General features: G+C 68.6%; 33 protein-coding genes, 1 tRNA gene and 2 pseudogenes. 12 read left to right on the top strand and 24 right to left on the bottom strand.

Annotated features, from left to right (window positions below):
* Positions 1-317: 317 nt before the first annotated feature.
* From ACFULQ_RS40610 to istB, 4 genes are all read left to right on the top strand, one after another.
* Entirely contained in the window at positions 318-584 is a 267-nt protein-coding gene (locus ACFULQ_RS40610) for a hypothetical protein (protein ID WP_383554366.1), read from the top strand.
* Positions 563-1540, top strand: coding sequence for a DUF6236 family protein (locus ACFULQ_RS40605; RefSeq protein WP_383554369.1), 978 nt, complete (start codon positions 563-565; stop codon positions 1538-1540). Before ACFULQ_RS40610 ends, ACFULQ_RS40605 begins: the two co-directional genes overlap by 22 nt.
* 305 nt (positions 1541-1845) lie before the next feature.
* Positions 1846-3486, top strand: coding sequence for an IS21 family transposase (gene istA / locus ACFULQ_RS40600; protein WP_383554363.1), 1641 nt, complete (start codon positions 1846-1848; stop codon positions 3484-3486).
* The gene (istB, locus tag ACFULQ_RS40595; protein WP_383554360.1) at positions 3483-4265 is read left to right on the top strand and encodes an IS21-like element helper ATPase IstB; all 783 of its coding nucleotides are present in this window, start codon (positions 3483-3485) and stop codon (positions 4263-4265) included. The genes istA and istB overlap by 4 nt, the downstream gene beginning before the upstream one ends.
* Before the next feature lie 9 nt (positions 4266-4274).
* On the opposite strand, the gene ACFULQ_RS40590 is transcribed toward istB, so the two are convergent.
* Entirely contained in the window at positions 4275-4625 is a 351-nt protein-coding gene (locus ACFULQ_RS40590) for a hypothetical protein (protein WP_383554358.1), read from the bottom strand.
* Between the two features lie 520 nt (positions 4626-5145).
* Here ACFULQ_RS40590 and ACFULQ_RS40585 point away from each other — a divergent pair.
* From ACFULQ_RS40585 to ACFULQ_RS40575, 3 genes are all read left to right on the top strand, one after another.
* Positions 5146-5757 (top strand): hypothetical protein, encoded by a 612-nt coding sequence (locus ACFULQ_RS40585; RefSeq protein WP_383554356.1) that lies wholly within the window; start codon positions 5146-5148, stop codon positions 5755-5757.
* Between the two features lie 40 nt (positions 5758-5797).
* A complete protein-coding gene (locus tag ACFULQ_RS40580; RefSeq protein WP_383554353.1) occupies positions 5798-6049 on the top strand; it encodes an IS3 family transposase in 252 nt (83 codons plus the stop codon).
* 117 nt (positions 6050-6166) lie between these two features.
* Positions 6167-9067: a hypothetical protein gene (locus ACFULQ_RS40575; RefSeq protein ID WP_383554351.1), complete on the top strand. Its 2901-nt coding sequence runs from the start codon at positions 6167-6169 to the stop codon at positions 9065-9067.
* Positions 9068-9133: 66 nt separating this feature from the next.
* Here ACFULQ_RS40575 and ACFULQ_RS40570 read toward each other — a convergent pair whose 3' ends face one another.
* The gene (locus ACFULQ_RS40570) at positions 9134-9289 is read right to left on the bottom strand and encodes a hypothetical protein (RefSeq protein WP_383554349.1); all 156 of its coding nucleotides are present in this window, start codon (positions 9287-9289) and stop codon (positions 9134-9136) included.
* Here ACFULQ_RS40570 and ACFULQ_RS40565 point away from each other — a divergent pair.
* The 3 genes from ACFULQ_RS40565 (at position 9284) to ACFULQ_RS40555 (ending at position 10713) form a co-directional block, all read left to right on the top strand.
* Complete coding sequence (locus tag ACFULQ_RS40565; protein ID WP_383554347.1) at positions 9284-9697, top strand: hypothetical protein; 414 nt, start codon at positions 9284-9286, stop codon at positions 9695-9697. The two genes, ACFULQ_RS40570 and ACFULQ_RS40565, sit on opposite strands and share 6 nt — an antisense overlap.
* A gap of 117 nt (positions 9698-9814) precedes the next feature.
* The gene (locus ACFULQ_RS40560; protein ID WP_383554345.1) at positions 9815-10150 is read left to right on the top strand and encodes a hypothetical protein; all 336 of its coding nucleotides are present in this window, start codon (positions 9815-9817) and stop codon (positions 10148-10150) included.
* Between the two features lie 224 nt (positions 10151-10374).
* Entirely contained in the window at positions 10375-10713 is a 339-nt protein-coding gene (locus ACFULQ_RS40555; protein WP_383554344.1) for a hypothetical protein, read from the top strand.
* 143 nt (positions 10714-10856) lie between these two features.
* On the opposite strand, the gene ACFULQ_RS40550 is transcribed toward ACFULQ_RS40555, so the two are convergent.
* Positions 10857-11189: a hypothetical protein gene (locus ACFULQ_RS40550; protein ID WP_383554342.1), complete on the bottom strand. Its 333-nt coding sequence runs from the start codon at positions 11187-11189 to the stop codon at positions 10857-10859.
* Here ACFULQ_RS40550 and ACFULQ_RS40545 point away from each other — a divergent pair.
* A complete protein-coding gene (locus ACFULQ_RS40545; RefSeq protein ID WP_383554340.1) occupies positions 11188-12171 on the top strand; it encodes a helix-turn-helix domain-containing protein in 984 nt (327 codons plus the stop codon). The two genes, ACFULQ_RS40550 and ACFULQ_RS40545, sit on opposite strands and share 2 nt — an antisense overlap.
* Positions 12168-12625, top strand: a pseudogene (locus ACFULQ_RS40540) (transposase); the annotation flags it as partial. The gene ACFULQ_RS40545 and the pseudogene ACFULQ_RS40540, both read left to right, overlap by 4 nt.
* Positions 12626-12717: 92 nt before the next feature.
* Here the strand turns inward: ACFULQ_RS40540 and ACFULQ_RS40535 are convergent.
* From ACFULQ_RS40535 to ACFULQ_RS40435, 21 genes and pseudogenes are all read right to left on the bottom strand, one after another.
* Positions 12718-13632, bottom strand: a complete 915-nt coding sequence (locus ACFULQ_RS40535) for a replication-relaxation family protein (protein ID WP_383554338.1) — start codon at positions 13630-13632, stop codon at positions 12718-12720.
* A gap of 275 nt (positions 13633-13907) precedes the next feature.
* Positions 13908-14624 carry a hypothetical protein gene (locus tag ACFULQ_RS40530; RefSeq protein WP_383554335.1) on the bottom strand — a complete coding sequence of 239 codons (717 nt, stop codon included), beginning with the start codon at positions 14622-14624 and terminating at the stop codon, positions 13908-13910.
* A 137-nt stretch (positions 14625-14761) separates the two neighbouring features.
* Positions 14762-15103, bottom strand: a complete 342-nt coding sequence (locus ACFULQ_RS40525) for a hypothetical protein (protein ID WP_383554332.1) — start codon at positions 15101-15103, stop codon at positions 14762-14764.
* Between the two features lie 35 nt (positions 15104-15138).
* On the bottom strand, positions 15139-15420 hold the full coding sequence (locus ACFULQ_RS40520; protein ID WP_383554372.1) for a hypothetical protein: 282 nt from the start codon (positions 15418-15420) through the stop codon (positions 15139-15141).
* Between the two features lie 106 nt (positions 15421-15526).
* Positions 15527-15817, bottom strand: a pseudogene (locus tag ACFULQ_RS40515) (DUF6248 family natural product biosynthesis protein); the annotation flags it as partial.
* A gap of 74 nt (positions 15818-15891) precedes the next feature.
* Entirely contained in the window at positions 15892-16524 is a 633-nt protein-coding gene (locus ACFULQ_RS40510; RefSeq protein ID WP_383554329.1) for a hypothetical protein, read from the bottom strand.
* Between the two features lie 131 nt (positions 16525-16655).
* Positions 16656-17141: a single-stranded DNA-binding protein gene (locus tag ACFULQ_RS40505; RefSeq protein WP_383554326.1), complete on the bottom strand. Its 486-nt coding sequence runs from the start codon at positions 17139-17141 to the stop codon at positions 16656-16658.
* A gap of 44 nt (positions 17142-17185) precedes the next feature.
* On the bottom strand, positions 17186-17998 hold the full coding sequence (locus tag ACFULQ_RS40500; protein ID WP_383554323.1) for a hypothetical protein: 813 nt from the start codon (positions 17996-17998) through the stop codon (positions 17186-17188).
* A 30-nt stretch (positions 17999-18028) separates the two neighbouring features.
* Positions 18029-18640, bottom strand: coding sequence for a cell envelope biogenesis protein OmpA (locus tag ACFULQ_RS40495; RefSeq protein ID WP_383554321.1), 612 nt, complete (start codon positions 18638-18640; stop codon positions 18029-18031).
* Between the two features lie 51 nt (positions 18641-18691).
* Positions 18692-19123 carry a hypothetical protein gene (locus ACFULQ_RS40490; RefSeq protein ID WP_383554318.1) on the bottom strand — a complete coding sequence of 144 codons (432 nt, stop codon included), beginning with the start codon at positions 19121-19123 and terminating at the stop codon, positions 18692-18694.
* A 186-nt stretch (positions 19124-19309) separates the two neighbouring features.
* Complete coding sequence (locus ACFULQ_RS40485; protein WP_383554315.1) at positions 19310-20782, bottom strand: ParB/RepB/Spo0J family partition protein; 1473 nt, start codon at positions 20780-20782, stop codon at positions 19310-19312.
* 212 nt (positions 20783-20994) lie between these two features.
* Complete coding sequence (locus ACFULQ_RS40480; RefSeq protein ID WP_383554312.1) at positions 20995-21747, bottom strand: hypothetical protein; 753 nt, start codon at positions 21745-21747, stop codon at positions 20995-20997.
* A 288-nt stretch (positions 21748-22035) separates the two neighbouring features.
* Entirely contained in the window at positions 22036-22260 is a 225-nt protein-coding gene (locus ACFULQ_RS40475) for a hypothetical protein (RefSeq protein WP_383554309.1), read from the bottom strand.
* Between the two features lie 62 nt (positions 22261-22322).
* Positions 22323-23021, bottom strand: coding sequence for a hypothetical protein (locus tag ACFULQ_RS40470; protein ID WP_383554306.1), 699 nt, complete (start codon positions 23019-23021; stop codon positions 22323-22325).
* A 60-nt stretch (positions 23022-23081) separates the two neighbouring features.
* Complete coding sequence (locus ACFULQ_RS40465) at positions 23082-23321, bottom strand: hypothetical protein (RefSeq protein ID WP_383554303.1); 240 nt, start codon at positions 23319-23321, stop codon at positions 23082-23084.
* 177 nt (positions 23322-23498) lie between these two features.
* Positions 23499-23573, bottom strand: a tRNA-Ile gene (locus ACFULQ_RS40460).
* 195 nt (positions 23574-23768) lie between these two features.
* A complete protein-coding gene (locus tag ACFULQ_RS40455; RefSeq protein WP_383554300.1) occupies positions 23769-24251 on the bottom strand; it encodes a hypothetical protein in 483 nt (160 codons plus the stop codon).
* 140 nt (positions 24252-24391) lie between these two features.
* Entirely contained in the window at positions 24392-24535 is a 144-nt protein-coding gene (locus ACFULQ_RS40450) for a hypothetical protein (protein ID WP_383554298.1), read from the bottom strand.
* A gap of 79 nt (positions 24536-24614) precedes the next feature.
* Positions 24615-24821, bottom strand: a complete 207-nt coding sequence (locus ACFULQ_RS40445; protein ID WP_383554295.1) for a hypothetical protein — start codon at positions 24819-24821, stop codon at positions 24615-24617.
* Positions 24818-25291 (bottom strand): hypothetical protein, encoded by a 474-nt coding sequence (locus tag ACFULQ_RS40440; RefSeq protein WP_383554292.1) that lies wholly within the window; start codon positions 25289-25291, stop codon positions 24818-24820. The genes ACFULQ_RS40445 and ACFULQ_RS40440 overlap by 4 nt, the downstream gene beginning before the upstream one ends.
* Entirely contained in the window at positions 25284-25772 is a 489-nt protein-coding gene (locus ACFULQ_RS40435; protein ID WP_383554289.1) for a hypothetical protein, read from the bottom strand. Before ACFULQ_RS40435 ends, ACFULQ_RS40440 begins: the two co-directional genes overlap by 8 nt.
* Positions 25773-25994: the final 222 nt, after the last annotated feature.

Raw genomic sequence — 25994 nt, 5'->3', positions numbered from 1 at the left:
CGCATCAACGTGCTCTTCGCGATGCTCCGCGACGGCACCTTCTACGAACCCCGAACCCCACGCCTCGCTTGACCAAAGACATAGAGGCACCCCCCGGGGCTCCGCCCGGCCCGCCCCACTCTGAGCCCGACAGGCGTGCGCGGGGCAGCGTTTGGTACGAGCGCGTGGGCACCGTGCCTGCGTGCGCCATGCCTCGGGCCTGTTGGGGAGTGGTGTCGCCTGATCGGCGGATGCGAGGGCTCGGATGGGCGGCGGATGCGTGATGGAGTGACAGCCTGGACGGGGCTACGGGCGGGACCGGCAGGAGGAGGTAATCGATGCTGCAGCGGATCGGCCTGTACTACCCCTACATCCGTTTCCGGAACGAGGAGTGGCTCAAGACGGCAGTTCTGTACTGGCCCAAGCTCGCCCGCGTCATCTCTGGTGATTATCCCGTGGCCGACTCCGGCACGGTCAGGGCGCTGGCAGATGAACTCGACTTCATCGTGCCCATCGAGCCGGCCGCAACCGCGCACACGGTGGCGCCGATGTTTCTTGAGGTCCTCAGCGCCATGGCGCCGAGCTGCGCAGCCGATACGGCCTGAACGGCTATGCCACCTCACCCCACGCCGAGTACGGGCGTGTGCACTGGGCCCGCCGCGGTTCTTCCTTTGCCCAGGCCGAGCCGTTTCTGGTGTCCGGCCACCACGACCTCGGCCCCGCCAGGGCTGCTGCCCTGCACTGGGATGAGGTCAGTGACGAGCTGCGCACCGCATTGATCGACAACGAGCTCGCCGTCCCCACCTTCCTGCCCGCGACCCGGGCCAACCCCCGTCCCTGGCTGGCCGTGCACACCACCCTGGCCTGGGTGTACAAGTGCGCTTTCGTCGAAGCCCTGGCCCGCCAGGGCCGCCTCACACCCACCACCGACCAGCAACAGGCCCATCTGCTCTCCGACGGCTGGGACGCCGACCAGGTCGCCTCCCTGCTCGGTGCTGAGCCACCCCGCAGCCACCCGATGCCGGACCTCGTCAGCGCGATGGGCCTGCTGGCCATCCAAATCGCCGTACCCGCCCACCTGGCCGACGTCCTCGTCAAGAAAATCATCGAGCTGCGCCTGCGGCACCGAACGGAGTTCGAGGCCTTCAGCACGGCCGTCAACGAAGCCGCCACCAGCCTGCAGAGCGAACTGGAGGACGTGACCGTACCCGAAGCCCTCGACCGCTACCTCCGGATGGAGGTGGAGCGCCGCTTCACCCTCCCCCTCGAGGACCTGCACCGCGCCATGCGAGGACGGGGCGTCGAGACCGCGTTCAGCGCCGCGGACCTCAAGTTCGAACTGCCCGCCGTCGCCAGCTCCGTCGCCGGAGGCGTCCTGGCCGGCGCCCCCGCCCTCGGCACCGCCCTTGGCGCAGCATTCGGCATCGCCGGCCTTACCCGAACCGCCCGCCAGCAGCGCCGTGCCCTGCGCGCCGGCACACCGGTCGCCTACCTGCTGTCGATCGAGCGCGGCCTGCAGCCCCGCTACCTCCTCGAACGGCTCGGCCTGCACCACACCTGACACGGGCCCTTGCCTCACGGTCAAGCAGCGGTCGTACGCATGCTGCGAGCGAGGGGGGAAGGGACGTTGGCGTGGTCGGCCGTTGGAGGACGGCGGGCCTCGACAAGCTGATCGAGAGTGAGCCTGCGTCGTCCGAGCACTTCGCCCGGGGGTGCGTGGGCTGCTTGAGTGGCTAGGGCGGCCGTCAGCGGCTCCACCGGCGGGAGCGTTCGGTAGCACTGAGGGGTGGTGGCGAGGCGAAGTGGCCCCACCTTGGGCCTTGCGGTGGAACGGTGGTTGTGGTCCGCCGAGGGTGGGTGCTGCGGATGGCCTTGTCCAAGCAGGAGTTGTTCGATCGGATTCGCCGGGACAGCTGGCAGCTGGGGCTGTCGATCCGGGCGTTGTCGCGGAAGTACGGAGTGCACCGGCGTTTGGTGCGGGAGGCGTTGGCCTCGCCGGTGGCGCATCCTCGTAAGCGTCCGGTGCGGATCTCTCCGCGGATGGAGCCGTATAAGAAGACGGTCGATGAGTGGCTGCGGGCGGATCTGGAGGCACCGCGCAAGCAGCGGCACACCGCCAAGCGGATCGGCACGCGGCTGGAGGTGGAGTTCGGGGTCACGCTTCCGTACACCACGGTGCGGGACTTCGTCACCGCCCGCCGCCGGGCGATCGCCGCGGAGGAAGGAGTGCCGGCCGAGGGCTATCTGACCCGGCACAACGTGCCCGGCGCCGATGCCGAGGTCGACTTCGGAGAGGTCTGGGTCGATCTCGCTGGCGAGCGGGTGAAGTGCTTCCTGTTCGCGTTCCGGCTGGCCTACTCGGGGCGGTCGGTGCACCGGATCTCCCGTTCCTGCGGTCAGCAGGCGTTCTTCGAAGGCCACGTGCACGCCCTGAGAGTGCTGGGCGGTGTCCCGGCAGGTCAGGTGCGCTATGACAACCTCACTCCGGCGGTCCGCAAGGTCGTCTTCCGCAGCCGGCTGCGCGAGGAGAACCCGACGTGGACCGCGCTGCGCGAGTTCTACGGATTCACCGCGTTCTACTGCGAGCCGGGACTTCGCGGGGCCCATGAGAAGGGCGGAGTGGAGGGACAGGTCGGCTACTTCCGCCGCAACTACCTCACCCCCGTCCCGAAGGTTCAGACGCTGGAGGAACTCAACCTCCGGCTCGTCCGGTTCGAGGAACGCGAGGCGGGCCGCCGCATCGGATCGCGGATCCGCACGATCGGCCAGGACTTCACCCAGGAGGCACCGCACCTGCTGCCGCTGCCGGCCGATCCGTTCGAGACGGCGATGACCTTCCACCCGCGGGTCGACCGCTACAGCCGGATCACGGTGAAGATGTGCTCGTACTCCGTCCCGGCCCGGTTCATCGACCGCAAGGTCACCGTCCACCTGACCGGCGACGCGCTCGTCGTCTTCGATGGCCGCCGCGAGATCGCCCGGCATGCCCGGCTTGCCGGCCGCGGCCTGGAGCACCTGCTCCTGGACCACTACCTGGAGGTGCTGCTGCACAAGCCCGGGGCACTGGACCGCTCCGAGGCCCTGCACCAGGCCCGCGCGGAGGGCACCTTCACCGCCGCGCATGAGGCTTTCTGGGCCATGGCCAAGCAGCAGCGCGGTGAGGACGACGGCACCACTGCCCTGGTCAGGGTGCTGCTCCTGCACCGCCATCAGCAGCACGCCGATGTGATCGCCGGACTTCGGGCCGCCGTGAAGCTGGGCAACTGCAGCGAGGACGTCGTCGCGCTGGAGGCCCGCAAGGCCGCACAGGCAGCCGGCCGGGCGCCCACCGTCACGGCGTCACCAGCAGCACCGGAACATCCCGAGCCCATGGACCCGCAGCTGCCGCAGGTCAGCCACCTCACCTCGCGCCGTCTGGCCAAGCCCCTGCCCGATGACGTCCGGCCTCTGCCCCGCCTGGAGCAGTGGGACGAACTGCTGCACCTTCACCGCAAGGAGTCGCTATGACCACCGCCCACCACGCGCTCACTTCACAGGCATCCGACGCCGCGATCGACACCGCCTGCCGCATGCTCCGGCTGCCCACCATGCGCGCCCAGGCCGCCGACACCATCGCCCGCGCCGAGCGCGAAGGGCTCTCCTACGCCGGGTTCCTCGCCGAGCTCCTGCTCGCCGAGTGCGAGGACCGTGACCGCCGCCGGGCCGAACGCCGCATCCGGGCTGCCCACTTCCCGCGCGAGAAGTCCCTGCGCGAGTTCGACTACAGGGCCAACCCAAACGTCGACCCGGCCGTCATCCACAGCCTCGCCTCCTGCGACTGGATCGCCAAGGGCTATCCCTTGTGTTTGATCGGGGACTCCGGCACGGGCAAATCCCACCTGCTCATCGCATTGGGCACGGCGGCCGCCATGGCCGGCCACCGCGTCCGCTACACGACCGCCGCCGCTCTGGTGAACGAGCTCGTCGAGGCGGCCGACGACAAGCAGCTCGGCAAGACCATCGCCCGCTACGGACGCGTCGACCTCCTTGAGATCGATGAACTCGGCTACCTCGAACTCGACCGCCGCGGCGCCGAGATGCTCTTCCAGGTTCTGACCGAGCGGGAGGAGAAGAACAGCATCGCGATCGCCTCCAACGAGGCGTTCACGGGCTGGTCAAAGACGTTCACTGATCCGCGGCTCTGCGCGGCCATCGTGGACCGGCTCACCTTCAACGCCACCCTCATCGAGACCGGCACCGAGTCCTACCGCCTGGCCCGCACCAAAGCGAACGCCGGGATGAAGTAACCAACCGCCTTACGCGGGCGGGGAAACCTCCCGGATGAGGCCCAGGGCGTCCCCGAACCGCAAGGCCAACGATCGGTCACCATACGTGTCCGCGAACCCGCGGCAGATCGCCGGCTCGACACCTGCGGGCGCCGAGCCCGGCAGCGTCGAGTGACACGTCACATGCCCTTCGTCCGCCACAGCGTCAGCGATCATGCTGCGGATCCGTTCCGGCATCGTGGCCCGGAACGGGTTGCCCGGCCGGAAGATGCAGGTCGAGCACCGCTCGGACAGCAGCCGAATCTCGCCGGTCGCCTCATCGGCGACCGGAACGCAGGCCGTCGCGTCGTTCTCGGACAAGTCGTCGGTCTCCATCGGCATGAAGGTCATGATGCCCGATGCCCTCGCACGGCCGCCGACTGATGCGTCAGCCCGGTGGTCCCAAGTCGGGCCGCCCTCCGGAGCCGCCCCAAGACGCCTGATCTTCACGAATCACCCTAGAAGTGGGGCCGATTCGGCTCGCCTCGGTGGAGCCGCTGACGGCCGCCCTAGCCACTTCGCAACCTCCCTCGCCGGAGGGGTAACACCAACACGGTCACCAGGACGCAGGGGGAACGCGTATCGAACAGCCATGCGCTGGATTTTGGCATAGTGCCGTGTCCTGAAGACACCGAGCCCTATGCGTTCCAAACAGTCCAGATACCGTTCACCAGGTTCCGAAAACACCCTGGTCGACGACCTCTGAGTTGATTCTGTCCAACGATTTCCACGCTTGACCGACGGCATCAGGAGACAGTGCACGCAGACTGAAGACTTGTGCGCTCACGCGTAATGCCGGGCCGGGCCGCGGCAGGCATCATGCGGTGAAATGACGAGGAGAGACCTTTCGAAGGGGGCTGCCATGCCGCAGCGAACGCAAGCGCACTCTGCCCGCCGCCTGCTCCGCAGGGGAGGGCAGACGAGGGCCGCAAAGCGGTGGGTTCTCAGCATCATTGGTGCCGCCGTCATCATGCTCGTGCCTGGTCTGACAGGCGGTTCGGCTCAGGCGTCGCAGTCGGGCTTCCTCTCCCAGGCGCGTGCTGCGGGACTGACCTCCGCCCAGGCTGAAGCCCTCCAGGAGGAGGTCGACAGGTATGTGGCCCGGACGGGCGGAACTCAGATTTCGGCGAACCAGGTCGACCTCCATGGTGCCACCCTCTCCGTCCCCGTGCCCGGCGAAGCGCGCCCCCGGACTTTCGGGACGACCGACGTGCACTGCAACTACGGCGCCGATTATGAGTACTTCTGCGCCTATTCGGAGACGAACTTCAAGGGTGCCAGCATCGCGTGGTGGGCTTGTGGTGTGGAGAAGTTCATCCCGTGGAACGGGGAAGGCTCGTGGGACAACAATCAGACCCCCGGTACGCGGGCCAGGATCTACTACCTCAGGGATTCCGCTCTCACACCTGCCGCACCGTCACGGAAACTCTACGGAGAGAACTGGGCGAACGTGCGCAAAATCAAAGGGTGCTGACCGAGCGTCATCGAGTTGGTCCTGGATCCCGTGAAGCGCAATGAGCGAGGCCTCCGGCCTGATGCCCTCGATGGGCTCCATCGGGGACTGCGTGGACAACGCGATGCTGGAGCCCTTCTGGGCCCGGGTCCAGGTCGAACTGCTCAACCGCAGACGGTGGCGGACGCGTCTGGAACTGTCCACCACGCTCTTTGAGTACCTGGAAATCTTCCACAACCGACAGCGCAGGCACTCAGCGCTGGGCATGCTCAGCCCGGTGGAGTACGAACTCCGCACCCCGCCAGTAGCTTGAAACCCAGTAACTCGACTCCACCCAACTCGGGGCAGCCCGGAGCCTCCATCACCCGGAGCGGTTCAGCCTTCCGCGATCCTGGAAGATGGGTGGTCTGTCTGAGCGAGGAGTGAGCGGTTGAGCAGGGGGGCTTCCTCGATTGGTTCGGGTGGGGGCGGCACGATCTATGAGTATCGGGTTGCGGCACTGGATCTCGTCGGTCTGCTGTGCGGTGTACAGGTTCCCGGTCTCGATGTAGTACCGGACGCGGTCTTCTTGCAGAAGGCCAACGAGTTCCCGCTGGACGATGTCGTGGTCCTCAACAGCCAGGGCTCCTACGAGCTGGCCGTGCAGCGGCAGGTCAAGCGCACGCTTGAGGTTGTCTCCAGTAGTGGCCCGTGGCGCAAGACGATGCAGCAGTGCTTGGCCGGCCTGGAGTCCTTCGGCGACGAGATCGACGCTGACCGGCACCGGCTCGGCTTGACCGCCTCCGGCCCTGCAACGGGCCTGGAGGCGTTGCGAGATCTGGCTGCGTCGGCTGCCGCACAGAAGAGTGTGGCGGACTTTCTGCAAGAGATGCCCCGCCTGGGCCAGTCCTACCACCGGGTGTGGAAGCACCTGACGCAGACCGTGGGTGATCTCCTCGCAGAGTCCCACGGCAACATTCCTGAGCAGGAGGTTGTGCACCGCAGCGCCTACCGGATTGCTCGCCGTCTTGTCGTCCAGATCGAGCCCACTGAGCAGATCAGTCCTCGCTTTCCAGGTCTGTGCGCCGCGCTGGCGGAACGGGTGCTGCACGCGGACTCTGGGGTAGACGCCGCCGGAGTGTTCCGGATGGTCGAGGAGATTGCTCAGGAGTGGGGGCCACGGGGCGGTGCGATTGACGCTGCCATGCTGCGTAACCGGCTCCGTGCGCGGGGTGTCGCGCTTCGCGGTGATCCGCCAGCCCGGTCTGCTGCAGTGGTCGGTCAACGTGCTGAACGGCCCGGGGCGGAATGGTCCACCCAGGCAGCCCAGGTGCAGGCCCTGACCGCTCACACCGGAGCTTCCATCCGGTCTGATGTGATCGGGGAGTTGAAGCCCTCCGATGCCCTGCGCTTTGAAGTACATCCTGCTGTTGATGCAGATGCCGGATCCGGCGCGCTCGCTGCGCTTCCTCCCTACATTGCCCGCCCTGATGGCGTGGACGGGCGGCTGCGGCGCATGGTGGCTGAATCGGCGAACGGCAGCCGGCTGGTGATGGTGGTGGGTGGTTCCTCCACCGGAAAGACACGGGCCTGCTGGGAAGCGGTGCGGGCCGAACTCCCCTCTTGGCGGATTGTGCATCCGCTGGCTCCGGACCGGCCCGCGGCTCTCCTGCGTGCCTTGCAGGATGATGTGCTGGAGCCGCGCACCGTGCTGTGGTTGAACGAAGCCCAGTTGTATTTCCTGGTGAAGGACTCCACGGCCCAGGTCTCATCGGCACTCCAGGCCCTTTTGACGGACAGCCGGCGCGGCCCTGTCCTGGTCCTGGGCACCATGTGGCCGACGTACTGGAATCGTCTGGCGGACGACGTGGGGGAGGGGAACGAACTGTACGACGGGATGGGCGCTGTGCATCAGCTGGCCGATCTTGCCCTGACCATCGCGATGCCTTCCGCATTCAGTGCTGGAGAGCTGGCCGATGCTGCGGGGCTCGTCGCCTCTGACCCGCGCCTGAGACTTGCTCGAAGTCGTACCGCCAGCGGACGCATCACTCAGTTCCTGGCCGGCGCCCCGCACCTGGTGCGCCGATACGAACAGTCCGATGGGGCTGCTCGTGCCATCCTTCATGCCGCCATGGACGCACGCCGATGCGGACACGGACCGCTGCTGACCGAAGAGTTCCTACGGACCGCAGCCACGGGCTATATCGACGAGGCCACATGGCACACGCTGGACGACGGCTGGTTCACCTCCAGCCTGGCCGAGCTCCTCAAGCCGCGCCGTAATCTGCCGGGGCCGCTCACACAGCACCGGCCCCGTCCGGGTGAGCCATCCCCGGACAGCCCGCTGTACCAGTTGGCTGACATCCTTCACGAGAAAGGTCGGACCAGCAGGAAAAGGAAAACTCCTGCCCCCTCCCTGTGGGACGCGGCCGCGACTCACTCCCGCACGAACGCTGACCTGCGGGAACTCGCGGAAGCTGCACGCACCTACCAAGCAGACTGCGAGGCGCTCTACCTGCGGGCAGCCTTGGACGGTGACGCCTCCGTGCTCCCGTGGTTCATCCGCCGCCTCATCGCCCTCGGACAGTTCCGACGTGCGGAAGAACTCATCGAAGAGCGCTATCTCTCCGGTCTGCTGCTCGGCGAACTCGCGGCAGCTATGGGCCTGTCCGGACAATACGGGGACGGCGAACGCCTGGCCCGCCGGGCGTTCGCCGTCAGCGGTGACCGGCAAGGTCACCGTCGCCTAGCCCACCATCTGCTGAGTCTGGGCATGCGTCGCGATGCGACACGCGTCTACTCCTGGGCCGCTGACCATGGCGACCCGTCGGCTGCTCGGTGGCTCGCCCAGCACTACGAAGTCCAGGGCGACCGGATCACCGCGGAACAGCTGGCGCACGCCGCCCTCACACAGCACGGTAGCCCCGCCGCCCTTCTCGCCCTGGCCCAGTTGCGTGTTGCTGCCGGAGAAGTCACCGACGCGGCGAGACTGTGCAAGACCATCACTGACCATGGTCATGCCGAAGTCCTCGTCACCCACGCACGCGAGCGCTCAGACCATCGGGATCACGCCGCCGCGCTGTGCTTCTTTCGAGCTGCTGCCGCGGTCGAGCACCCCTTGGCGCTGGAATGGATGTCCTGGCACTGTGACGGGCAAGGCGACCCCGGGCACGCCGAGGACCTGGCACACGCCGCCGCGGCCCGCGGCAACAGCCACGCCCTGCACGGCCTGGCCCACCTCAGATTTGCCAAGGGCCACCTCCAGGACGCCGAACGGCTGAACCGCGCTGCCGCTCAAGCCGGCTCACTGTCTGCCCGCGAATGGCTCGCCCGCAGAAGCCTGCCCGCATAACGCCCGTCGACGCCGAATCCGATGCCGGGAGGGGGAGGGGCTGGGCGCCGTTCCGCATCGGGGCGATCAGCCAAGGGGAAGGGCTGGCTCCCAGCCTCGCGAGGCGACCTCGGGCACGAGCTTGAAGAGGGCGTCGACCGTCCACACCTTGCCCAGGTCGGAACTCTTGTTGATGCGTCCGCTGTAGACCCCCACCAGCGCGGTGACCGACTCGTCATGCACGATCCGACGCCGACGACGACAGGCTCACCGGGACGGACGTGCGTCAGCACCCGGATTGACGAGCTCAGCAGCCAGCCCGTCCCCGAGCGCACTACCTCGGCCCGTGACCTGGCCGAAGAGGTTCTCTCCGCGCAGGCCTTCATGGACTCCGGACATGCGAGCGGTTGCGGCCGCGGAGAAGCCAGCTGGGTGATCTGCACCGAGCACGGGTGTCCGGGACGGCGTTCAAAACGCAAGTCGCTGGAGCGGGTGGAGGAGATCGCGAACCTGGGGATGGGCGAGGTCGCCGTGACGGCGATACCGCCGTGTCTGCGGCAATGGTGGTTGCACGTTGAACGAGCTGTTGAGAATGCTCAGTTGCCAAGAACGCAGGCTCCTGGCAACTGGAATAGCAGCCTTGATGTATGACACTCCGGCCCAGGCTGCGCATGCATGGCGTAGGGAGTAGCGTGAAGAAGAGGGGCGGCCGAGCAGCAGCATTTGATACCCGGTTCCAGAATTCCCAAAAGTGGCAGGAGGCGAATCATGCCTTACGACGTCAGAGGTCAGTGGCAGGTAATCCAGACCAGCGGGCACACAGTGAACATGCTTGTTCCCGCCGAGGATCCGGATGGCTCGTTCGACGGCGCGACTGCCCAAGAACACTACAGCGGCACTGGCACGATCAGCGACGCCAGGGCCAGTGACGGCGAAGTCGTCTTCTTGATTTCCTGGTCGAACGGAGCCCGGGGACGGTACTCCGGACATTTCGACTTCCAGGGCCGGCTTACGGGTGTGTGCCACGACGAAGCGCATCCGTCTGCCGTCGCTTCCTGGTTCGCTAAGAGGGGCGCCAACGACCTGTTTGGGCAACTGGTGTGACTCCGCCAAGCCACGTCGGCCGATGCAACAAGCCAGCGAAGATGGCAGTTACACGGCTGGCGCGGCGAACCGGAGCACCATTCAGTGCCTGGTGGCCAACCGAGTGCGATGACCGAGCGGCGTAAGGATTCGGACGCAGATCCCTGTGGGCGGGGAGGCAAAGAACAGGGAGGTAGTCGCACTTCGCCACGGAGACCCCGTCGGAGGAGGCGAGGAGGCGGAGCATGCCTTTCAACGTCAAGGGTGGATGGGAAATAGTCCAGAGCAGCGGACATGTGGTGAGCATGGACGTCCGATCCCAGCAGTCGGGTGGCCGCTTCGATATCGGTTACAACACGGCCCGAGAAGTACACAGCGGCAACGGCCGTATCAACGACGCCTGGACTAGTGACAGCGAATGCGTCTTCTTGATCGTGTGGGACAATGGAGCCCGGGGACGGTACTCGGGACGCTTCGACTTCCAGGGCCGACTTACGGGTATGTGCCACGACGAAGCGCATCCGTCTGCCGTCGCTTCCTGGTATGCCAAGAAGCCTCCTGACGACGTGTTTAAACAGTTCTAGCGGCTGCGTCGGCTTCGGCGACTGGTAAATGAAGTATCCGGTCGGCAACGTCGTAGACGGTCACACCGGCTTCCGACTCATCTGCGTCGACGTCACCGCCGCCGGTCAAAGACGTCCGTCGGCCAGCGCAGGCTGAGCACGACCTACAGCACGCCGAGCAGGGCGTTGTCCTCCCACTGGTCGACGACTTCAAGGTAGCCGGCACGCACCTTGGAGTGCGGGGCCCAGCCGCCTTGCTTGGCGATGACGACCTGGTCGTGACCCTTGAGGCGCGAGGACGTGGCCAGGCCGCGGCGGGGGCTGTGGCCAGGGAATCGGATCTCGATCCCGGCGCATTCGTCAACGCGGGTGACGACGTCGCCGATGGACTCGGGCTGCAGCCCCCTCCATGACGGTGTGCCAGCTTGATGAGGGCGTGGCTTGTCGGTGGGACGGCTTGCGGCGGAGTCCTGGGTGGCACCACCATGGCAAGTCATGGACGTATTGAGTACGTCGGATGTCTCGGCTGGGGAGGGGTTCGCCTTCTGGCGTGAGGTGAGTTCGAAGCTGTGGGTCCCTTACGACCTGCGCTGCGGCCCGCACGGGGAGAGCGATTTCAAAGCTCAGGTCGGCATCTGTGGGTTCGGTGCCATGCAGGCAACGCTGATGACCACCATGGCGCATGCGGTCCATCGCACGCCCAAGCTGATTCGCCAGGCCGATCCGGAAGTACTCAAGGTGGGCTGTATTGTGCGCGGCCGCGGGATGATCACTCAGGACCGCCAGTGCTCGGAGTTCGGAGTCGGCGACCTGATCCTGTTCGACACCTCGCGCCCGTACCTCTCAGAGTTCGCGCCGGACATCCCGGGCAGGCAGCGGCTCGTGCTACTCCGCTTCCCGCGTTCCTCGTTACCACTGCCGGACCGGGATCTACGGCGGCTCAGTGCCGTACGTATCCCGGGTGACCAGGGCATCGGCGCGCTGTCGTCTCAGTTCCTGATGCAACTTGCCCGGCAGTTGCCCGACCTCAACCCGTCGCAGACCCAAAGGCTTTCCACCCTGATACTGGACGTGCTGGCCGCAGCACTGGCTGACGCACTGGACTCACGGGCAACGGTCGCCCCGCACACCAGGCAGCGCGCCATGACGGCCCAGATCCGTGCCTTCATCAGAGACAACCTGGACGATGCGCGCCTGACTCCGGGCGCGATCGCTGCTGCCCACCACATCTCCCTGCGCTACCTGCACAAGCTGTTCCAGCAGGACGGGCACACCGTCGCCGACTGGATCCGCGAACTCCGCCTGGAACAGTGCAGACGCGACCTCGCCGACCCCCTGCTGGCCAACCGTGCGATCCATGCGATCGCGGCCCGCTGGGCGTTCACCAGTCCCGCGCACTTCAGCCAGGCATTCCGCAGCGCCTATGGCCTCTCCCCGCGCCAGTTCCGTGAGCAGTGCGCGAGAGGGCGTACCGACTGACAGATCATTTCAGGACGAGTCGAGCTGCGGGTCTCGTATTCGATGATCTTGATCGGCAGTGTCTGGGTGCGTGCTGATCTTGTTCCTGACGAGCTGTGGGAGCGGGTGGTTCCGCTACTGCCGCCCGTCCCCGAACGGCCACCGCCTGCCGGGGCGGCTGCGGATTCCCGACCGGGCGGCGCTCGTTGGCGTTTTGTACGCGCTGCGGACTGGTGTCTCGTGGCGTGATGCCCCCGCGGAGACCTGGGGTTGTTCCGGCGGTACAGCCTGGCGCCGACTGCGGGACTGGACTGAGCCTGGTCTCTGGCCTTGCCTGCACGTCGCCTTGCTGACCGAGCTTCGTCGCGCCGGTGTGCTGGACCTGGACGACTGCTCCGTGGACGGAGCGTACGTCCGGGCTCTCAAAGGGGGATCACGCCACGCCGGTCCCTCGCCCGTCGATCGTGCTGCCCCTTGCATCGCTCGTCGACGATGTGGCCGAACGACACGGCTCCGCGGACCGGAGTCCGGGGCGCCGTCCACTCGTTCTCACTCTGGGCCGCGTGCTTACAGGTCGGTCCACGGGCGAAGCTCGCCCCCGGTCAGTGGTGTCCAGACGGACCCGCTGGGACCGTGCTTCTCGATGTCTTCCAGGATGGCGGCTCCGAGCTGGACTTCTCGGGCGAGGGTGGCTACGAGTGGGTGCTGGGTGACCATGGCCTGCAGGTCGCTGATTCTGGCTTTCAGCCTGGTGGGGGAGGCGCCGGTGAGGATGAACAGCAGGCGGGGGTAGACGGGATACCAGCGGAGCCAGGCTGGGCCGGTGGAGAGGGGGCGGCGGCGGCCGATGGGCTGGGCTTCGTAGTGGAACAACCTGGCATAGTCGATCAATTTCGTGGCCAGGCGCTCGCTGCTCATCGTGGTGCGGTCGACCTCTACGAAGGCGCGCAGTTTCCGCCTGTGGTTGTCGGAGACGACGGTGTAGTGCATGACGGCGTCGGCCACGAGTCTGTCTCCCTCGCCGATGGGGTGGGACACCTCGGGAGTCCAGTCCCAGGGGCCGTGTTCATGCCCGAGTCGGCGGGCGTCTGCCGCAAATGGCAGGTGGCACCGTGTGACGGTCAGCGTGTGGGGAGTCTTCAGCGATGCTGCGGTAGTCGAGGTGATCGGGTACGGCGGCCGCCCCCGCAGGGCGGGGAGATCGCGGGTCAGGCGCGCGCCCTCAGGTGTGAGGTACCAGGCGTGGGTGCGGGAGCGGTCCGGGTCCTGAAGCGGGGTGTGGTCGATGAGGCCTGTGGAGCGCAGTTTGTTCAGTACGCGGGAGAGCAGCTGGCGGGAGCCGTCCGGCCGCAGCATCTGGCGCAGCTGGCCGGTCGTGGCCATCCGGTGCAGGGCGAGCGCGGTCAGGACCTGCAGGCGCAAGGGTTCGCAAGGGCTGGGGGCCTGCTCGGCGGCCGGGACATCTGAAGTGGGACGGGTCATAGAGCGGAGACAACCCTCAGGCCCCGACCGTGCCCCCGACCACGAGCCCCCGACCAAGGTCACGACCCAAGAACGACGTCGTGGTCGGGGTCGTGGTCGGGGCGGTCAGGGGACAGGCGATGGCCGGTCCGCAGCAGCATCTGCTGCTGCGGGGCGTGGTGGCGAACCACGCCGTGCCGGCCATCGTGCGACCCCCGGCCCGCAAGGGACCAACTCCCAAAACCGGGCGCCGCGTTCATGGAGTGGTGCGCTGGTGTCCGCTCACCACCGGGGTATTACCGCTTGGACCGCTGGGCGGCCTGTTGGAGGATGCGCCGGCGGGTCCACCGTCGGCGCCCGTTCTGGCGCCCGGCATTCTCGGCAACGCCGTCTGTCTCTTTGAGCAGCGGAAGGTTGCCCTGGGAGAGGGCGCTGGAGAAGGAGTTGATGCTCTTGTATCCCAGCAGGGCCGCAGCCTGGCTCGCTCCCAGCAGTTCGTCGGGATCGCCGTCGGCGGGAACGTCGGGCAGAGGCGGTGCCGCCTTGGCTCCGGCTCGTCTTCCGCGGCCGGGCCGGGTGGCCATCCACGCCTGCAGGGTCGCCACTTTCCACAGCTGCCGGCGGTAGGGGTTCTCGGCCGTGCCCTTGTCTTCGACGACGTCCGGTTCGGGGAAGTAGCCGGGGTGGTCGCGCACGAAGGTGGTGACCTGGTTGGCGTTCTTGTAGCCGAGGTACCTCGAGGCCTCTGCCGCGTTCAGCAGTGTCTGCGGGTCGAGGGAGGGCGGTGCGTGTTCGGCGAGCCGTGCCGGCGCCCGGCGGGCGAACCACTTGGTGACTTCCGCGTGGTCCCACAGGCGGGCGCGGCCGCGCATGTCGACTGGCTCGGGGAATACCTCGCCGGCCGCGTTCTTTGCGCGCCCGGTGTAGAGGCCGGTGATCCGGGCGGGTGTCAGTCCTTGTTCAGCCGCGATCTCGGCAGCGTCGGCCAGCCGGGGCTCACGGCGCGAGGTCATGGCAGAACCGTCCGTCCTGTCAGCGGCGAGCCGGACAGCCCGGCTTGCAACGCAAATAATGGCAGGAGTTTCGGTTGTAGGTCCAGCGTGCGGCTCCAGGTTGCACGCGGGTGGCGGCGTTGACGGCGCCGCCCGGCTTACTCTTCTGGGATCAGGCAGACGCCGCGGCGCGCGGCGTCCGCGGCCATCTCCGTGTAGGCCAGGGAGGCCGGCGTCATCTCCCACTCGGCCAGGGTCAGCAGCAGGGTTACCTCGTCGCGGTCCTGGGAGGCATCGCAGGGCATGCCGGCCGTGTCCGCGGCGAGTATCAGGTCCGCGGTGGCCAGTCCGCCGAGGCGTGCGGCCACCTCCCGGTGCAGATCCTGCAGGCCTTGCTGGTACAGCTCGTTCGCCTCGTCCAGGAGCAGCACCAAATCCTCGCCGTGGCTGGCCGTTGCCGCCGCGGCGAGGTCGAGGATGCGCTGGGTAGTCGTCATCATGAGAAGTATCCCCCGTAAGGGGGGCGGTGTGGTGGTCAGTGGCAGCCGTCGCACCCGGCGGCGCTGTGCAGGATCTCGCCCGGCCCGGTGCGGGCCTTGGAGTCCCACGTGGGCGGCTTGTGCAGGGCGGCGTGGACGTCGCGTTCCATCCGCTCGAAGTCTGCGGTCTCCTCAACCTCGATGCCCGGGTTCGGGGCATCGCGCCGGCGGGACAGCGCGATGAGCTCGGCCATGGTGATGTTCGGGTTGAACGGCACCTGGCGGACACGTTCGACCAGCGCGCACAGTTCGGCGAGCCGGGGCCGGCGCCCGGCCATCAGCAGCAGATCGCGGTGGTTGGCCAGGGTGCAGGCCGAGCACGAACAACGACTGGAACCATGCTGGGGGTTTCTCGGGTGTGACCGTGTCGGCGGTCTCCTCGGCGGCCGTCGGGTGAGGGCAGGGGCAGAGCCACCGGCAGGGCCGCTGGCCCGGTCCGTATCGGATCACGGCGACGACGAACCCGTGGGCGTTGGTAATCGTGTTGGCGTGCTCGTCGACGCGGGGGCCGCGGGCGCTGACGCACCGGTCGTGGTGCCCGGAGGTGCAGCCGGTGCAGATGCCGCGTTCGCAGGAGCACCAGCGGTGGAAGCCGTGGGGGTAGGCGTCTTCGATCTTGCGGAGTCCCCTGGTCCAGGCGTGCGCGCGGACCCAGGCGCCTTCCTCCTCGGTCATCGGGGAGGGCACGGTGGAGGGGATGGGGTTGAGGATGCCCATGATCGCGGCGCCGATATGGCGCAGACGGGTTGTCATGCTTCGTCTCCGAACAGCGTTGGGGTGGTGTGGAGTTCGTTCATCCAGGCCAGGAGCTGGGGGAGGTTGGTGTCGGGCCCGAAGGCGAGGTAGGTGCCGTCGCAGCTGGCGCAGCCGAAGGCCTGGGCGATGCGCAGCCGATGGCGGGAGTTGACGCGGCCCATGTGGACGGCCAGGCCGCGTTCCCGGGCTTCAATGGCCAGGCGGTGGGCGGCCGGCGAGGTCTTCCACTCGGTGCTGCCGGCGAGGAACAGCACGTCGATGGAGTCCCAGGGGATGAGGCCGTGCTCGCTGCCGTCCTGGGCGGCGAACGCGGCCGGGATCCCCAGGGCGCGGATGGGCTGCAGCCAGGGCAGCGACTGAGCGAGGGTGGCCGCGGCGTCCATCGGGACGTCGGGGGCTACAGCCCACAGGCAGAGGTCGGGGCCGTAGCGGTCGACGGTCGCTGTCAGCCACGCCACCCAGGCCTGCTCGCCGGGCCAGCCCTTGCCGAACTTGCCGTTGTCGCACGCGTACCGGGTTCCGGGCGGGATCACGTTGCCCTGGGCCGGGGTCGTCATGCAGGCCAGGAGTCCGGCCTGCATGACGACCCGTACGTCAGCTCCGGACGGCGTGGCCAGGTACAGCACGGCGGCACGGTGGAGGAGCAGGAGCTGAGGGCATCAGTGCGCGCACGGGACGTCCTTTGGGCGGGCGAAGGGGGAAGTGGTCAGCGGCCGACGGGAAGGGTGCCGTCGGCGGCTGCGGTTCAGTGGCCGGGCTAGGACCAGTGGGCGGACCGCTGCTGCTCCCACCAGGCGGGTGGGCTGCCCGGTCGCCGGGTGGCCGGTCGGGATGCAGCGGCGGGCTGAGACGCCGGAGGAGGGGCGACCGGGGGAGCGGTGAGAGGGCGGGCGGCGATCGGGCTGGGCAGGCTGGTCTCGGTGTAGGCGATGCGCCTGCGCAGGCTGATGCCGAGGTCGTCGATGCTCAGGTAGAGGGAGTCGTCCTTGACGCCGGTGATGCGTCCCTTGACCAGGACGCTGACCCCGTCGACGAGCGATTCGGCGGCGTTGCTGGCCAGGTTCCGCCAGGCGGTGCAGATGTAGGGGATCGGCTCCAGGTCCCGCCACTTCTGCGTGGTGGCATCCCACTGCGTGGGGGTCTCGGTGAGGCGGAACCGGCAGACGGCGATGCCGTCTGTCGTGAAGCGGACTTCCACGCCACCGGTGACGGTGCCGGTCACGTGCGTGACGGACGGGGCCATGCGGACACCTCCTAGTTAAAATAATAGTGTCTTTAGAGGGATGGTTAATCCCCCTGTTGGCAGTTCCCGCAGCCGGAGAGTGCGGTACGGCGGGCGAGGTGCCGGAAGCGCGCCTTCCGCCCCGTCGGCTGCGCCGGGGCCGGCGGCGGGGTGAGGTTGTCGAACACCGTGGCGTCCTCGATCTCCACCAGCAGCGGCACCGTGCTGTCGGACCGGACCAACTGTTCGTCGGTGGTGTCCAGATGGACGGAGACCCGTACGGCCCCGCGGTCGGCGTCGAGGTAGGCGAACACGAGGATGCCCGCGATCTCGATGCAGGGCAGTCCTTCGTCGTCGGGGTTCGCCTGCGGGTGGAAGACGGCCGAGCTGTTCGCCCGCGCGCAGTCCTCGTCGTCCGAGAGGCTGAGGCTGGCGCCAGCGGGCGCGTAACGGGAGATGCCGGCGGGGTAGAGCATGAAGCCCTCGTCCCCGCGGCTCTGGTCCGGGCCGTAGTAGAGGTCCACGACCGCCTGGTCGTCGGCCGGAGGCCGGAACGGGAAGCCTTCGGTTCCCGCCACATCGTCCCAGGAGCGGCGTACCTCCTGCGCGAGCGAGGTGAGGGCGGAGGCTTCGTCGGACCAGAGGGTCACGGCTTCGGTGCCCAGGTCCCATCGGCGCAGTACCCACGCTCGCCCCGCCTGCTGCGCGGTGGGGCTCTCAGGGACAGCGAAGCTGAAGCGGCTCAGCCACTCTTCGATGAGGCTGACGGTGTCCGCCCCCGGCCATTCACCTGTCCGTTCGTGGAGGCTGTCCATCAGGTCGGCCAGGTCGAAGATGGCCTTGCCTGCGGGGGTGGCCGGGTCCGGTGTGATCGGCATGGCGGTTTTCCTTCCGTGTGAACGGGGCGGTCAGGCCCCGTTCATGAGGCTGTTGAAGAGGTCCGTCAGGTGTTGCTGGTCGGGGGTGAGGGTTGCGGTGCGCAGCACGCGTCGGCGCAGGACGGGCACGTCGAGGCTGATGCCGGAGGGCACATCGGGCCGCTCGGGCAGCGAGACCAGCTGGTAGTTCTGGGTGTGGATCATCCAGGCCTCGTACCGGTCGGCGGGGCTGCCGCTGCGGGCGGCGTGCCCCTCGTCCCTCCTGCGGGACAGGCACAGGCAGGACGGATCGGAACACGGCCGTCCGGCCGGGTGGCTGACCAGCACCGGGCTGCGGCGGTAGTGCGTGAGGGTGCCGTTCAGCATCGGGCAATGGTCGGCGGTGTACGGCAGGCACTCGGGGTGCAGCGCGGGTTCCGGGGAGCGGCCCTTGACGGCGTCGGCCGGGCGCACCAGCAGGAAGCACCGCTCGTCGAGAGGGTGTTCGCAGATCTGGCACAGGCGTCGTCGGAAGGCGTTGATGGTCTTGTCGGCGTCGAGGACGCCGAAGGCCGCGTGGCCGTCGTGGATCAGGGTCACGTACGGCACCACCAGCCCGCCCGACAGCGGCCGGTGGGCACAGCGCTGGGGGATCGCGTGCATGGGGGAGTTCCTTCGGGTCGGGGGCGTGACACGGGTCCCGGCTGGCGGACGTCAGCTGCCGGCTGGCGGGGGAGGGGCGGCGGGGCCGCCGGCCAGGAGCTCTTCCCAGTGGGCGTAGCGGCAGCCGGTCGCGTCGTGCAGGCGCAGATGCAGCCAACTGAGGTTGTCTCCGGCCCGGATGACGGCCTCTGCGCCGATGGCGGCGGCCCGGGGGTAGATGGAGCCGTCGTCGGGGTCGACCAGGACGACGACGAGCCCACTGTGGCGCGGCATGTGGCGGAGCGTGAAGTCGGTGTAGCTGCGGTCGTCCAGGAGCACGAGCGGAGCGCGCTGGTACTCCTCGGCGCTGAACAACGCCGATGGCAGGAGCAGGCGGGGGACCGGGCTTGACCGCAGGCCGACCGGATCGTCGTCGGTGCTGTCGCTGATCACCAGCACCGGGGCCTGCGGTCCTTCCCGGGAGGCTTGTGGAGGGGTGGACATGGCGGTGACACGTCGCTTTCGTGAGGGCCCGATGCCAGGAAGAGGCCTCGGGGAAAGGGGGAGTTGACGGTCCGCGGGCGGGGCAGCTGACGGTGACGGTCATGCTGGGGCCGCCTCTCTGCGGCGCGGGGGTGGGGAACCGGCCGGGCGCGGTGTGCCCGGCCGGGGTGTGCTGGGGAGGTCCGGTCAGGCGGCGCTGTCGGGCCGGTGGCGGGAAACCGCCTGGTTCTCGACCTCGGACAGTCGGTAGCTGCCGTTGTCGTCCTGGCCGAGCGCTTCGAGCAGCAGCAGGTAGCGGGCCTGCGTCGGGGTGAGGTACGACCAGGTCTTGGGCTCGCGGATGTCGTACTCGCAGGCGGCGGCGACGTGCGCGAACAGCGCGTTGACGACGCGTGCCTTGGGCAGCTGCGCCGCTGTCTCCGCCAGGTCCGCGTGCTCGGGCTCCTTGATGCCCAGGAAGCGGGCGACGGTCTCGGACTCATGTTTGTCGGTCCAGGAGCTGTAGAAGTACGGGAGTGTGAGCACGACCTCCTGCGCGAAGACGCGGGCCGCATCCGGCAGGGTCTTCTGGCGCACGAGCCGGGCGACGAAGTCCTGACGGGGACCGGCGGCCGCTTTCCAGGCCCGGTTGCATGCGATGACCTTGCGGCGCTCCTCGGCCCTGGCCTCGTCCTCCTTGGTCCTGGGCTTCTTCGGCTGCGGGCGGACCTTGTGGCCGTGCGCGGCAGGGTCCAAGCAGTGCCACACGGGCTGGTGCTCGTCGTTGAGCCGGGCGCTGTGGCCGGGGCAGTTCTTGTGGTTGTCCTCGGTGAGCGGATTGCCCAGCCCGGTGGTCAGCTCGGCCAGCGGCTTGGACAGATCCTTCTGCCCCCACCCCGGCCGTCCCAGCAACGGGATCTTGGCCTTCTTGAGGTCTTCCACCGCCTTGGTCCGGGTGGCCTCGTCGGCCTGCTCGGCCTTGAGCAGTGCCAACTCCTGGTCCCAGTGGCCGCGCCCGCCGTTGCCCTCCTCGTGGTCGCGTTCCAGCGCGCGCAGCAGACGGCGCTCCGCGCCGGAGACATGCTCGACCTCGGCGAGTTGGGCGGTCTGCTCCAGGTCCATGCCTCCGGCCGTGGCCCGGCGGAGGGTGGCGTCATCGAGCCTCTGCGCCGTCTTGGCCTGCCGGACGGCGTTGCGGCTGACGCCGAGGGCCTTGGTGGCCTGCTTCCGCTCAATGTCGCTCATGGCGATCAGAGACAGCTCCTGCGACCTCAGGATGTCGCGCTCGCTCATCCCCTCGCGGTGCTTGTTCTCGACCAGGGACAGGAACCGGGTCCAGCCGTCGCGGCCGACCAGGTCCTTCCGCACATGCGCCTTGATGCTGCGTACCGGGCGGCCGTCCTGCTCTGCGGTGGTGTTGGCGATCTTCTGAGCCTGTGCTCGCCGCCAGCCCTTGAAAGCGCCGTACGTGCCGTCGGGCCGGGGCCGGACACTGATGGTCTCCTCGACACCGATCTCCTTGACGGAGGCGATCAGCTCGTCGTCCGGCTCGGTGTCGGTCTCGCGGGCGTTCTGTTCATCACGCACCACCTGCGCCGGGTCGAGCAGAACGATCTGCGGCGCGTCTTCCTCCTCATGCGTGACGGGTTCGGTGGGCTGGGTCGAGACGGTGGTGGCCATGGGGCTCTCCTTCTCCTTGCCTGACTGGCGAATTGGGGCGGTTGGTGTGTCATCCCCTCGCTTAAATTAAAATAATAGTGTGTTCCGGTGTGGGGGCTAGATGCCCTCTGACCTGAGGAAACGCGGAATCCTGTAGGTGGCTGCCTAGAGAGCGTCGGGGCGGAGGCCGGGCAGGCAAGGTGCCTGCCTCACCTCGGGCCGTGCGCGAAAGGTCAGCCGGTGATGCGCTCGGCCACGGCGCGAGCACAGCGGGCAGAGTCCTCGGCGAGAGATGAACCGGGCGGTGAGGCGTCGAGAGTCTCGATGTGCTCGCCGTCGGAGTTGTACAGGGAGGCGCCCCAAACGTCGTCGTGGGCAGAAGCGACTCGGTCCGTGTGCTCTCCGCAGGAGATCCGGAAGTGCGCTCCCTTGTAGACGTCCCTCGCGGCGGTCGCCGAGTTCTGAGGTACCGCCAACCAGGTAACGCCGCCCTCGCCGTCCTCGTGTGCCGGCAGGCCGTAGACGTGGAGCGCGGCGCACAGGACGTCCCCCTCGGTGTGCGGGGGTTCGACCGCGCTGGGGATCAGCTCGGTCTGGGCCCGGTCGGTAACGACGTAGAGCCGGTCGTCCGGGGCGTGCAGGAGAAGCGCGTTCATGGGGCCGATCCAGGCTTCGACCAGGCGGCGGGCGCGGGCCCGGTTGAGGGCGAGGGGTTCGTCCGCGCACCATGCGCCGTCGGCGCTGGGCGCCTTGAGGCGGGAGCGCAGCACCTGGTACCCGGGGGCGTTCATGAGCCGGTTGAGGTTCCGCGGGTCGAGGACGGGTTCGGCGCGTCCCGTGGCGGTGGCCATTGCCGGTCCGCTCAACCAGGCCTGTTCCAGCTGGGCGGACTGCTCGACGATTCGGGCAGCGGCATCGAGTGCCCGGCGGTGTACGTCTGGGCCGGTCCGGTCCTGTCCTGTGGTGCTCGGGTCGTTGTGAGCCACGTGTCCTCCTGGATCGCAATGTTCTTCATGGGGTCGGGGAAGGAGCCGGCCGGTCAGCGGGCGCGGTTCGGCGTCTGGGTGCGGCCGATGCGGACCCGGCCGGGGAGGTGGGGCGCAGGCCGTCGCCTCACGCGGTGCGCGGGTGCCGGCTACGGGTGCGGGCCGCCCGGATCTCCGCGTCGAAGTCCGGGGTACTGCCTCGATGCCGACGGCAGCAGCGCGTTGCGGACGTCCATGGCCCGGGCGGGAACCCCCAGTTGTGCGGGAGGCGGAACCCGCGGGCCTCGCTCATCGGCGTCCGGGAGCGGACAGCAGGCCCTCGGCGGTGCTGGCGTCCTGGGCCTGCCGGAACACCCAGTGCGTCCGGTTGAACCGCAGTGTCAGGCTCAGGCCGGCTTCCAGGCGCGGGGCGTAGCAGCGCCGGTCGGGGGCGATCCCCTGTCCTTTCGTGGAGTGGCGGTGAGGGGCCTGTACGGCGGGGCGGCGGCCCCGCCGCACAGGGGTGAACCGCATGACCAACAATGTCAATTATAGTGTCTCATGCGAGGGTGTGAACCCGCCCCTGACCTGTGTCTTTACGGCCAGTCGTGCTCTCGGCGGGGCGGGAGCGGGAAGGTGCGCCGGGGGGCCATGCGCACGCAGCGCTCGCAGTAGGCCGTGACGCGGTTGGCGGTGCACTCGCCCCACTGGCACTCGAAGCGCTCGCGCGGTCCGCAGATCAGGCACCGCCAAAGCGTGATCCCGTGCAGTTCGCACGGCTCGCAGCGCGTGCGTGCGGGCAGCGACTCCAGGGCGGGGCGGGGGCGTTCGAGGCGGGCGACGTCGGCGGCCGGGAACGACTCGACGCCGTCGAGTATCCGGCGGGGCGACAGCTGGGCGTACCGCTCGGGCGTGGTGTAGTACGGCAGACCGGCCGGAGTGAACACCATGGCCAGATGGCCGCCGGAGATCAGAGTCTCCAGCCGGTCATGGCTGAACTCCCCCCGCAGGGACAGCATTTCGTCCTGGCGCAGGCTGAAGCCGTACCCGTACCGGCGCAGGATGCGCCGCTCGGTGGCGGCTGGACCGGTCTGGGCGGCGTCGAGCCTCTCAACGGCTTCGATCGCTGCCGTAGGGCTGGCGGTCAGCTCGCGTACGGCCTCCTCGGCGGCCACGCGGGTGGCGTAACTGCTTAGGGCGTACCCGTGGAGCTGGTCCACGACCTGGTGGTGTCCGTCGTGCTCGGCAGCGGCGTACCGGATGGGCTGCTGCGGCTGAGTGCGGCGTCGGGGCATGGCGGAACTCCCTCTGCGCAAGGGGTGGGAGGTTGACGGCGCAGCCTTGCCAGGCTGCGGTTACTTCCTGGGCAGCGGCGTGTAGGAGGAGAAGACGTAGTGGCCCAGCTCGCGCAGCATGCCGGCGGTGCCGTCCACGGCCGCGGGGTCGTGGTCGGCCTGGCGGGTGTACGCCTCGATCTCGTTGTTCCAGGCGAACCCCTGGGCGGCAAGGGACAGCTCGGTGGCGGGCGTGAGGTCGTCGGAGGAGTGCGGCGCGGCGACGAGTCCGTGAGCGGCGTCGGGCGTGACGAGAAACATCGGGCTCCTTCCGCGTGGGCCGCCCTGGGCGGGGCGGCCCACGGCCGTGGCGGGCGGGCTGGTCGGCGGGTGACGGTGATGGTGTGTGTGGGGCACGTGCGTGCCCTTCTCGTGGGCGGCGGCCTGCTCGGCGCCGAGGGGCCGCAGCGGCTCGGTCAGAGCGTTGACTTGGTGGAGTGGTGCTGGCGGGACTCGAACCCGGCGACCTCAGGACTTATAAGATCCGCGCTCTACCAACTGAGCTACAGCACCTCGGTGTTCGGTTGTATGGGCCGCGCCCTTCGTCCCGGTCGGGCAGGGCGCGGCCTCCTCGCGTGCCAGAGCGGATGGGATGTCTCGGCTGTCAGGTCTGCCGGGGGCGGAGCAGGTGCTCGGGGGCAACCACCCTCGACAATTGATAATAATAGTGTCTTATGGAAGAGGGAACCTGCCCCTGGCCTGCGCTTCTTACTCCCCTGACGCCTGGGCGAATGCGGCCAGCATGGAAATCATGGAGCTGGGTCGCCCGGACGCTTCGGCCTGTACGCCCTCGCCGGAAGGGCCGACGAGCACGGTGACGCTGTCGACCTGGACGGGGCCGTGCTCGCCGGGCGGCCTGGTGTCGTGCTGCCACATGATCCGGGTGCGCCGGTACTGCTCCTCGATCCGGGCTCCGGGGAGTGCGCCGGCCACGGCGTCGGTGACGGCGCGGCGGCTGTTCTCCTCCGCCTGCTGACGGGCGGTGAGCTCGGCGGCCTGCTGCGCGGCCTCGGCGTGCAGCGGATACAGCCGCCGGGTGATCTCGCGTGCCACGTGCCGGGCGCTGCGGGTGGTCACCCCGATCGACGGTGCGATCATCTTGGTCTCGTCCGGCAACGCTGCGTGGATCTTCAGGCGGTCCGGGTGGCGTTCATCGGGCTGAGCCAGGCGCAGGGGCGCGGCCGTCGCCATCGATGATGAGCCGTCCCAGACCGCGGTGGTAGTCGGTGAGTTCGGCTGTCCGGCAGTGCGTACCCAGCTCTCGGGCCACTTCGTCGGCGAACGCGTCGAACTGCTCCTGCCTGGTCAACTCGCTTGTCATGGCGGTCTGTTCACTCCTTCGGATGGCTGGTGGGCGTGGTCGGCGCGGGTCTCTTTGCGTCCTGGCCGCGGATCTCGGCGTCACGGCGGGCGTCCTCGGCGGTGTAACCGGTGTCGCACCAGGAGTGGCACAGCTGGCCCGGGGGGCGCTGCACGTCTCGCACCGGTCCTCGAAGTCGTCCCGGCGCCCCTCCGCGCCCCCGAACAGGAGGGGCGCGGAGGGGGTCTGCGGGGCTACTCCTTCGGCGGCTTGTGTCGGCGGAGGCTGCCCCGGTCGGTCAGACTCGGACGGCGGCCGCAGGGGCAGTCCGCGTACCGGCGGCCGTGCATCTTGAGGAACTTCCCGCCGAGTGCGTGACCGTTGACCTGACTGGTCGTGCCGGAGACCGGCTCCTTGTTGGTGCAGTAGCCGTCCGGTGTGACGGCGGGCTTCTCGCTCATGGGCGTTCCTTCGCGGTCCCCTGGGGGCGGCGCAATACGGGGGCGTGCCAGACCACGTGCGGCGCGGCGTCGTCGTGCGGAAGGGCCGTGACTGCCTTCTGGAGCTCGGAGGTGTCCATGGGGTGCAGCCACCCGTCGCACATCTCCCACCCGCACACGCGTATGCCAGCGTCGGCGGTCGTTGCGACCAGGACGGCGTCACGGATGGTGCTGTTATCCAGGGCGAACGTCAGCAGCACGAAGAACTGCACGTACTCCTCGGCAGACTGCTCCACCCGGCAGGTACCCGGCTCGACGGACACGTACAGGTCGGCACTCACCTCGGTGCCGTCCGCCCGCTCGCCGGTGATGCTCAGCTCGTGGCTTCCCTCGCCGAGGGCCGGGAACAACGCGGTCAGCGCGTGCAGGGCGCGGCCCATGGCGGACGCCGTGGCGGCGTCGTCGGGACGCAGCAACTCGTGATCAGGCATCAGGATTCTCCTCGTCGGAGTCGGGGAGCTGGATGAGAACGGGAGCGGGGTAGACCTCGCGCTCAACGGCCATGAGGTCGGGGCACGGAGTAACCGCGGCCTGGAGGTCGTCCGTGTCCATGGGGTGCAGCCACCCGTCACGCACGGACCACCCGCACGCACGTGGGCTGGGCTCGGCGGCCGTGGTCGCGACCAGGACGGCGCTGCGCATCGTGCTTCCCTCCAGCGCAAACACCAACAGCATGCGCAGGGCGCAGAACTCGTCTTCGTCCACCAGGGCCAGGCGCAGCGGCTCCATGCCGATGGAGAGATCGGATCGGCCCGTGACGAACGCGTTGTCGGTCCGCTCGCCAACGAGGTTCAGGGTGTGCTCACCGTCTCCGAGTGCCTGGAATACGGCGGAAAGGGCGGTCAGGGTCCGGCTCATGGCGGCCGTGATGGCGTCGTCTCCGGGGTGGGTGAGTTCCGGGCGTGCAGACATGAGGACTCCTTGTGAGGCGGGGCGGTGGGCGGCGGGTCACGGGTGGCCGCCGCATTGAGCCCCTGAGCACGACGGATGTTCTGGCGCGCGCTCGGCTCCGCCGACGCGTCGCACTGCCGCTACGCGGCAGAGGCCGGCGGGCGCGCTCCGCGCTTCCTGAGGCTCTGGGGCCGCGCGCTCCGCGCTCTGGGACGGTGGGGCCCGTGCGGGCCGGGCTGGGGG

Origin of the sequence: Streptomyces sp. NPDC057253, assembly GCF_042669125.1 — a bacterium.
GTDB lineage: Bacteria > Actinomycetota > Actinomycetes > Streptomycetales > Streptomycetaceae > Streptomyces.
Note: the sequence above shows the minus strand (reverse complement) of the source record. Positions and strands in the feature narration are given on the sequence as shown.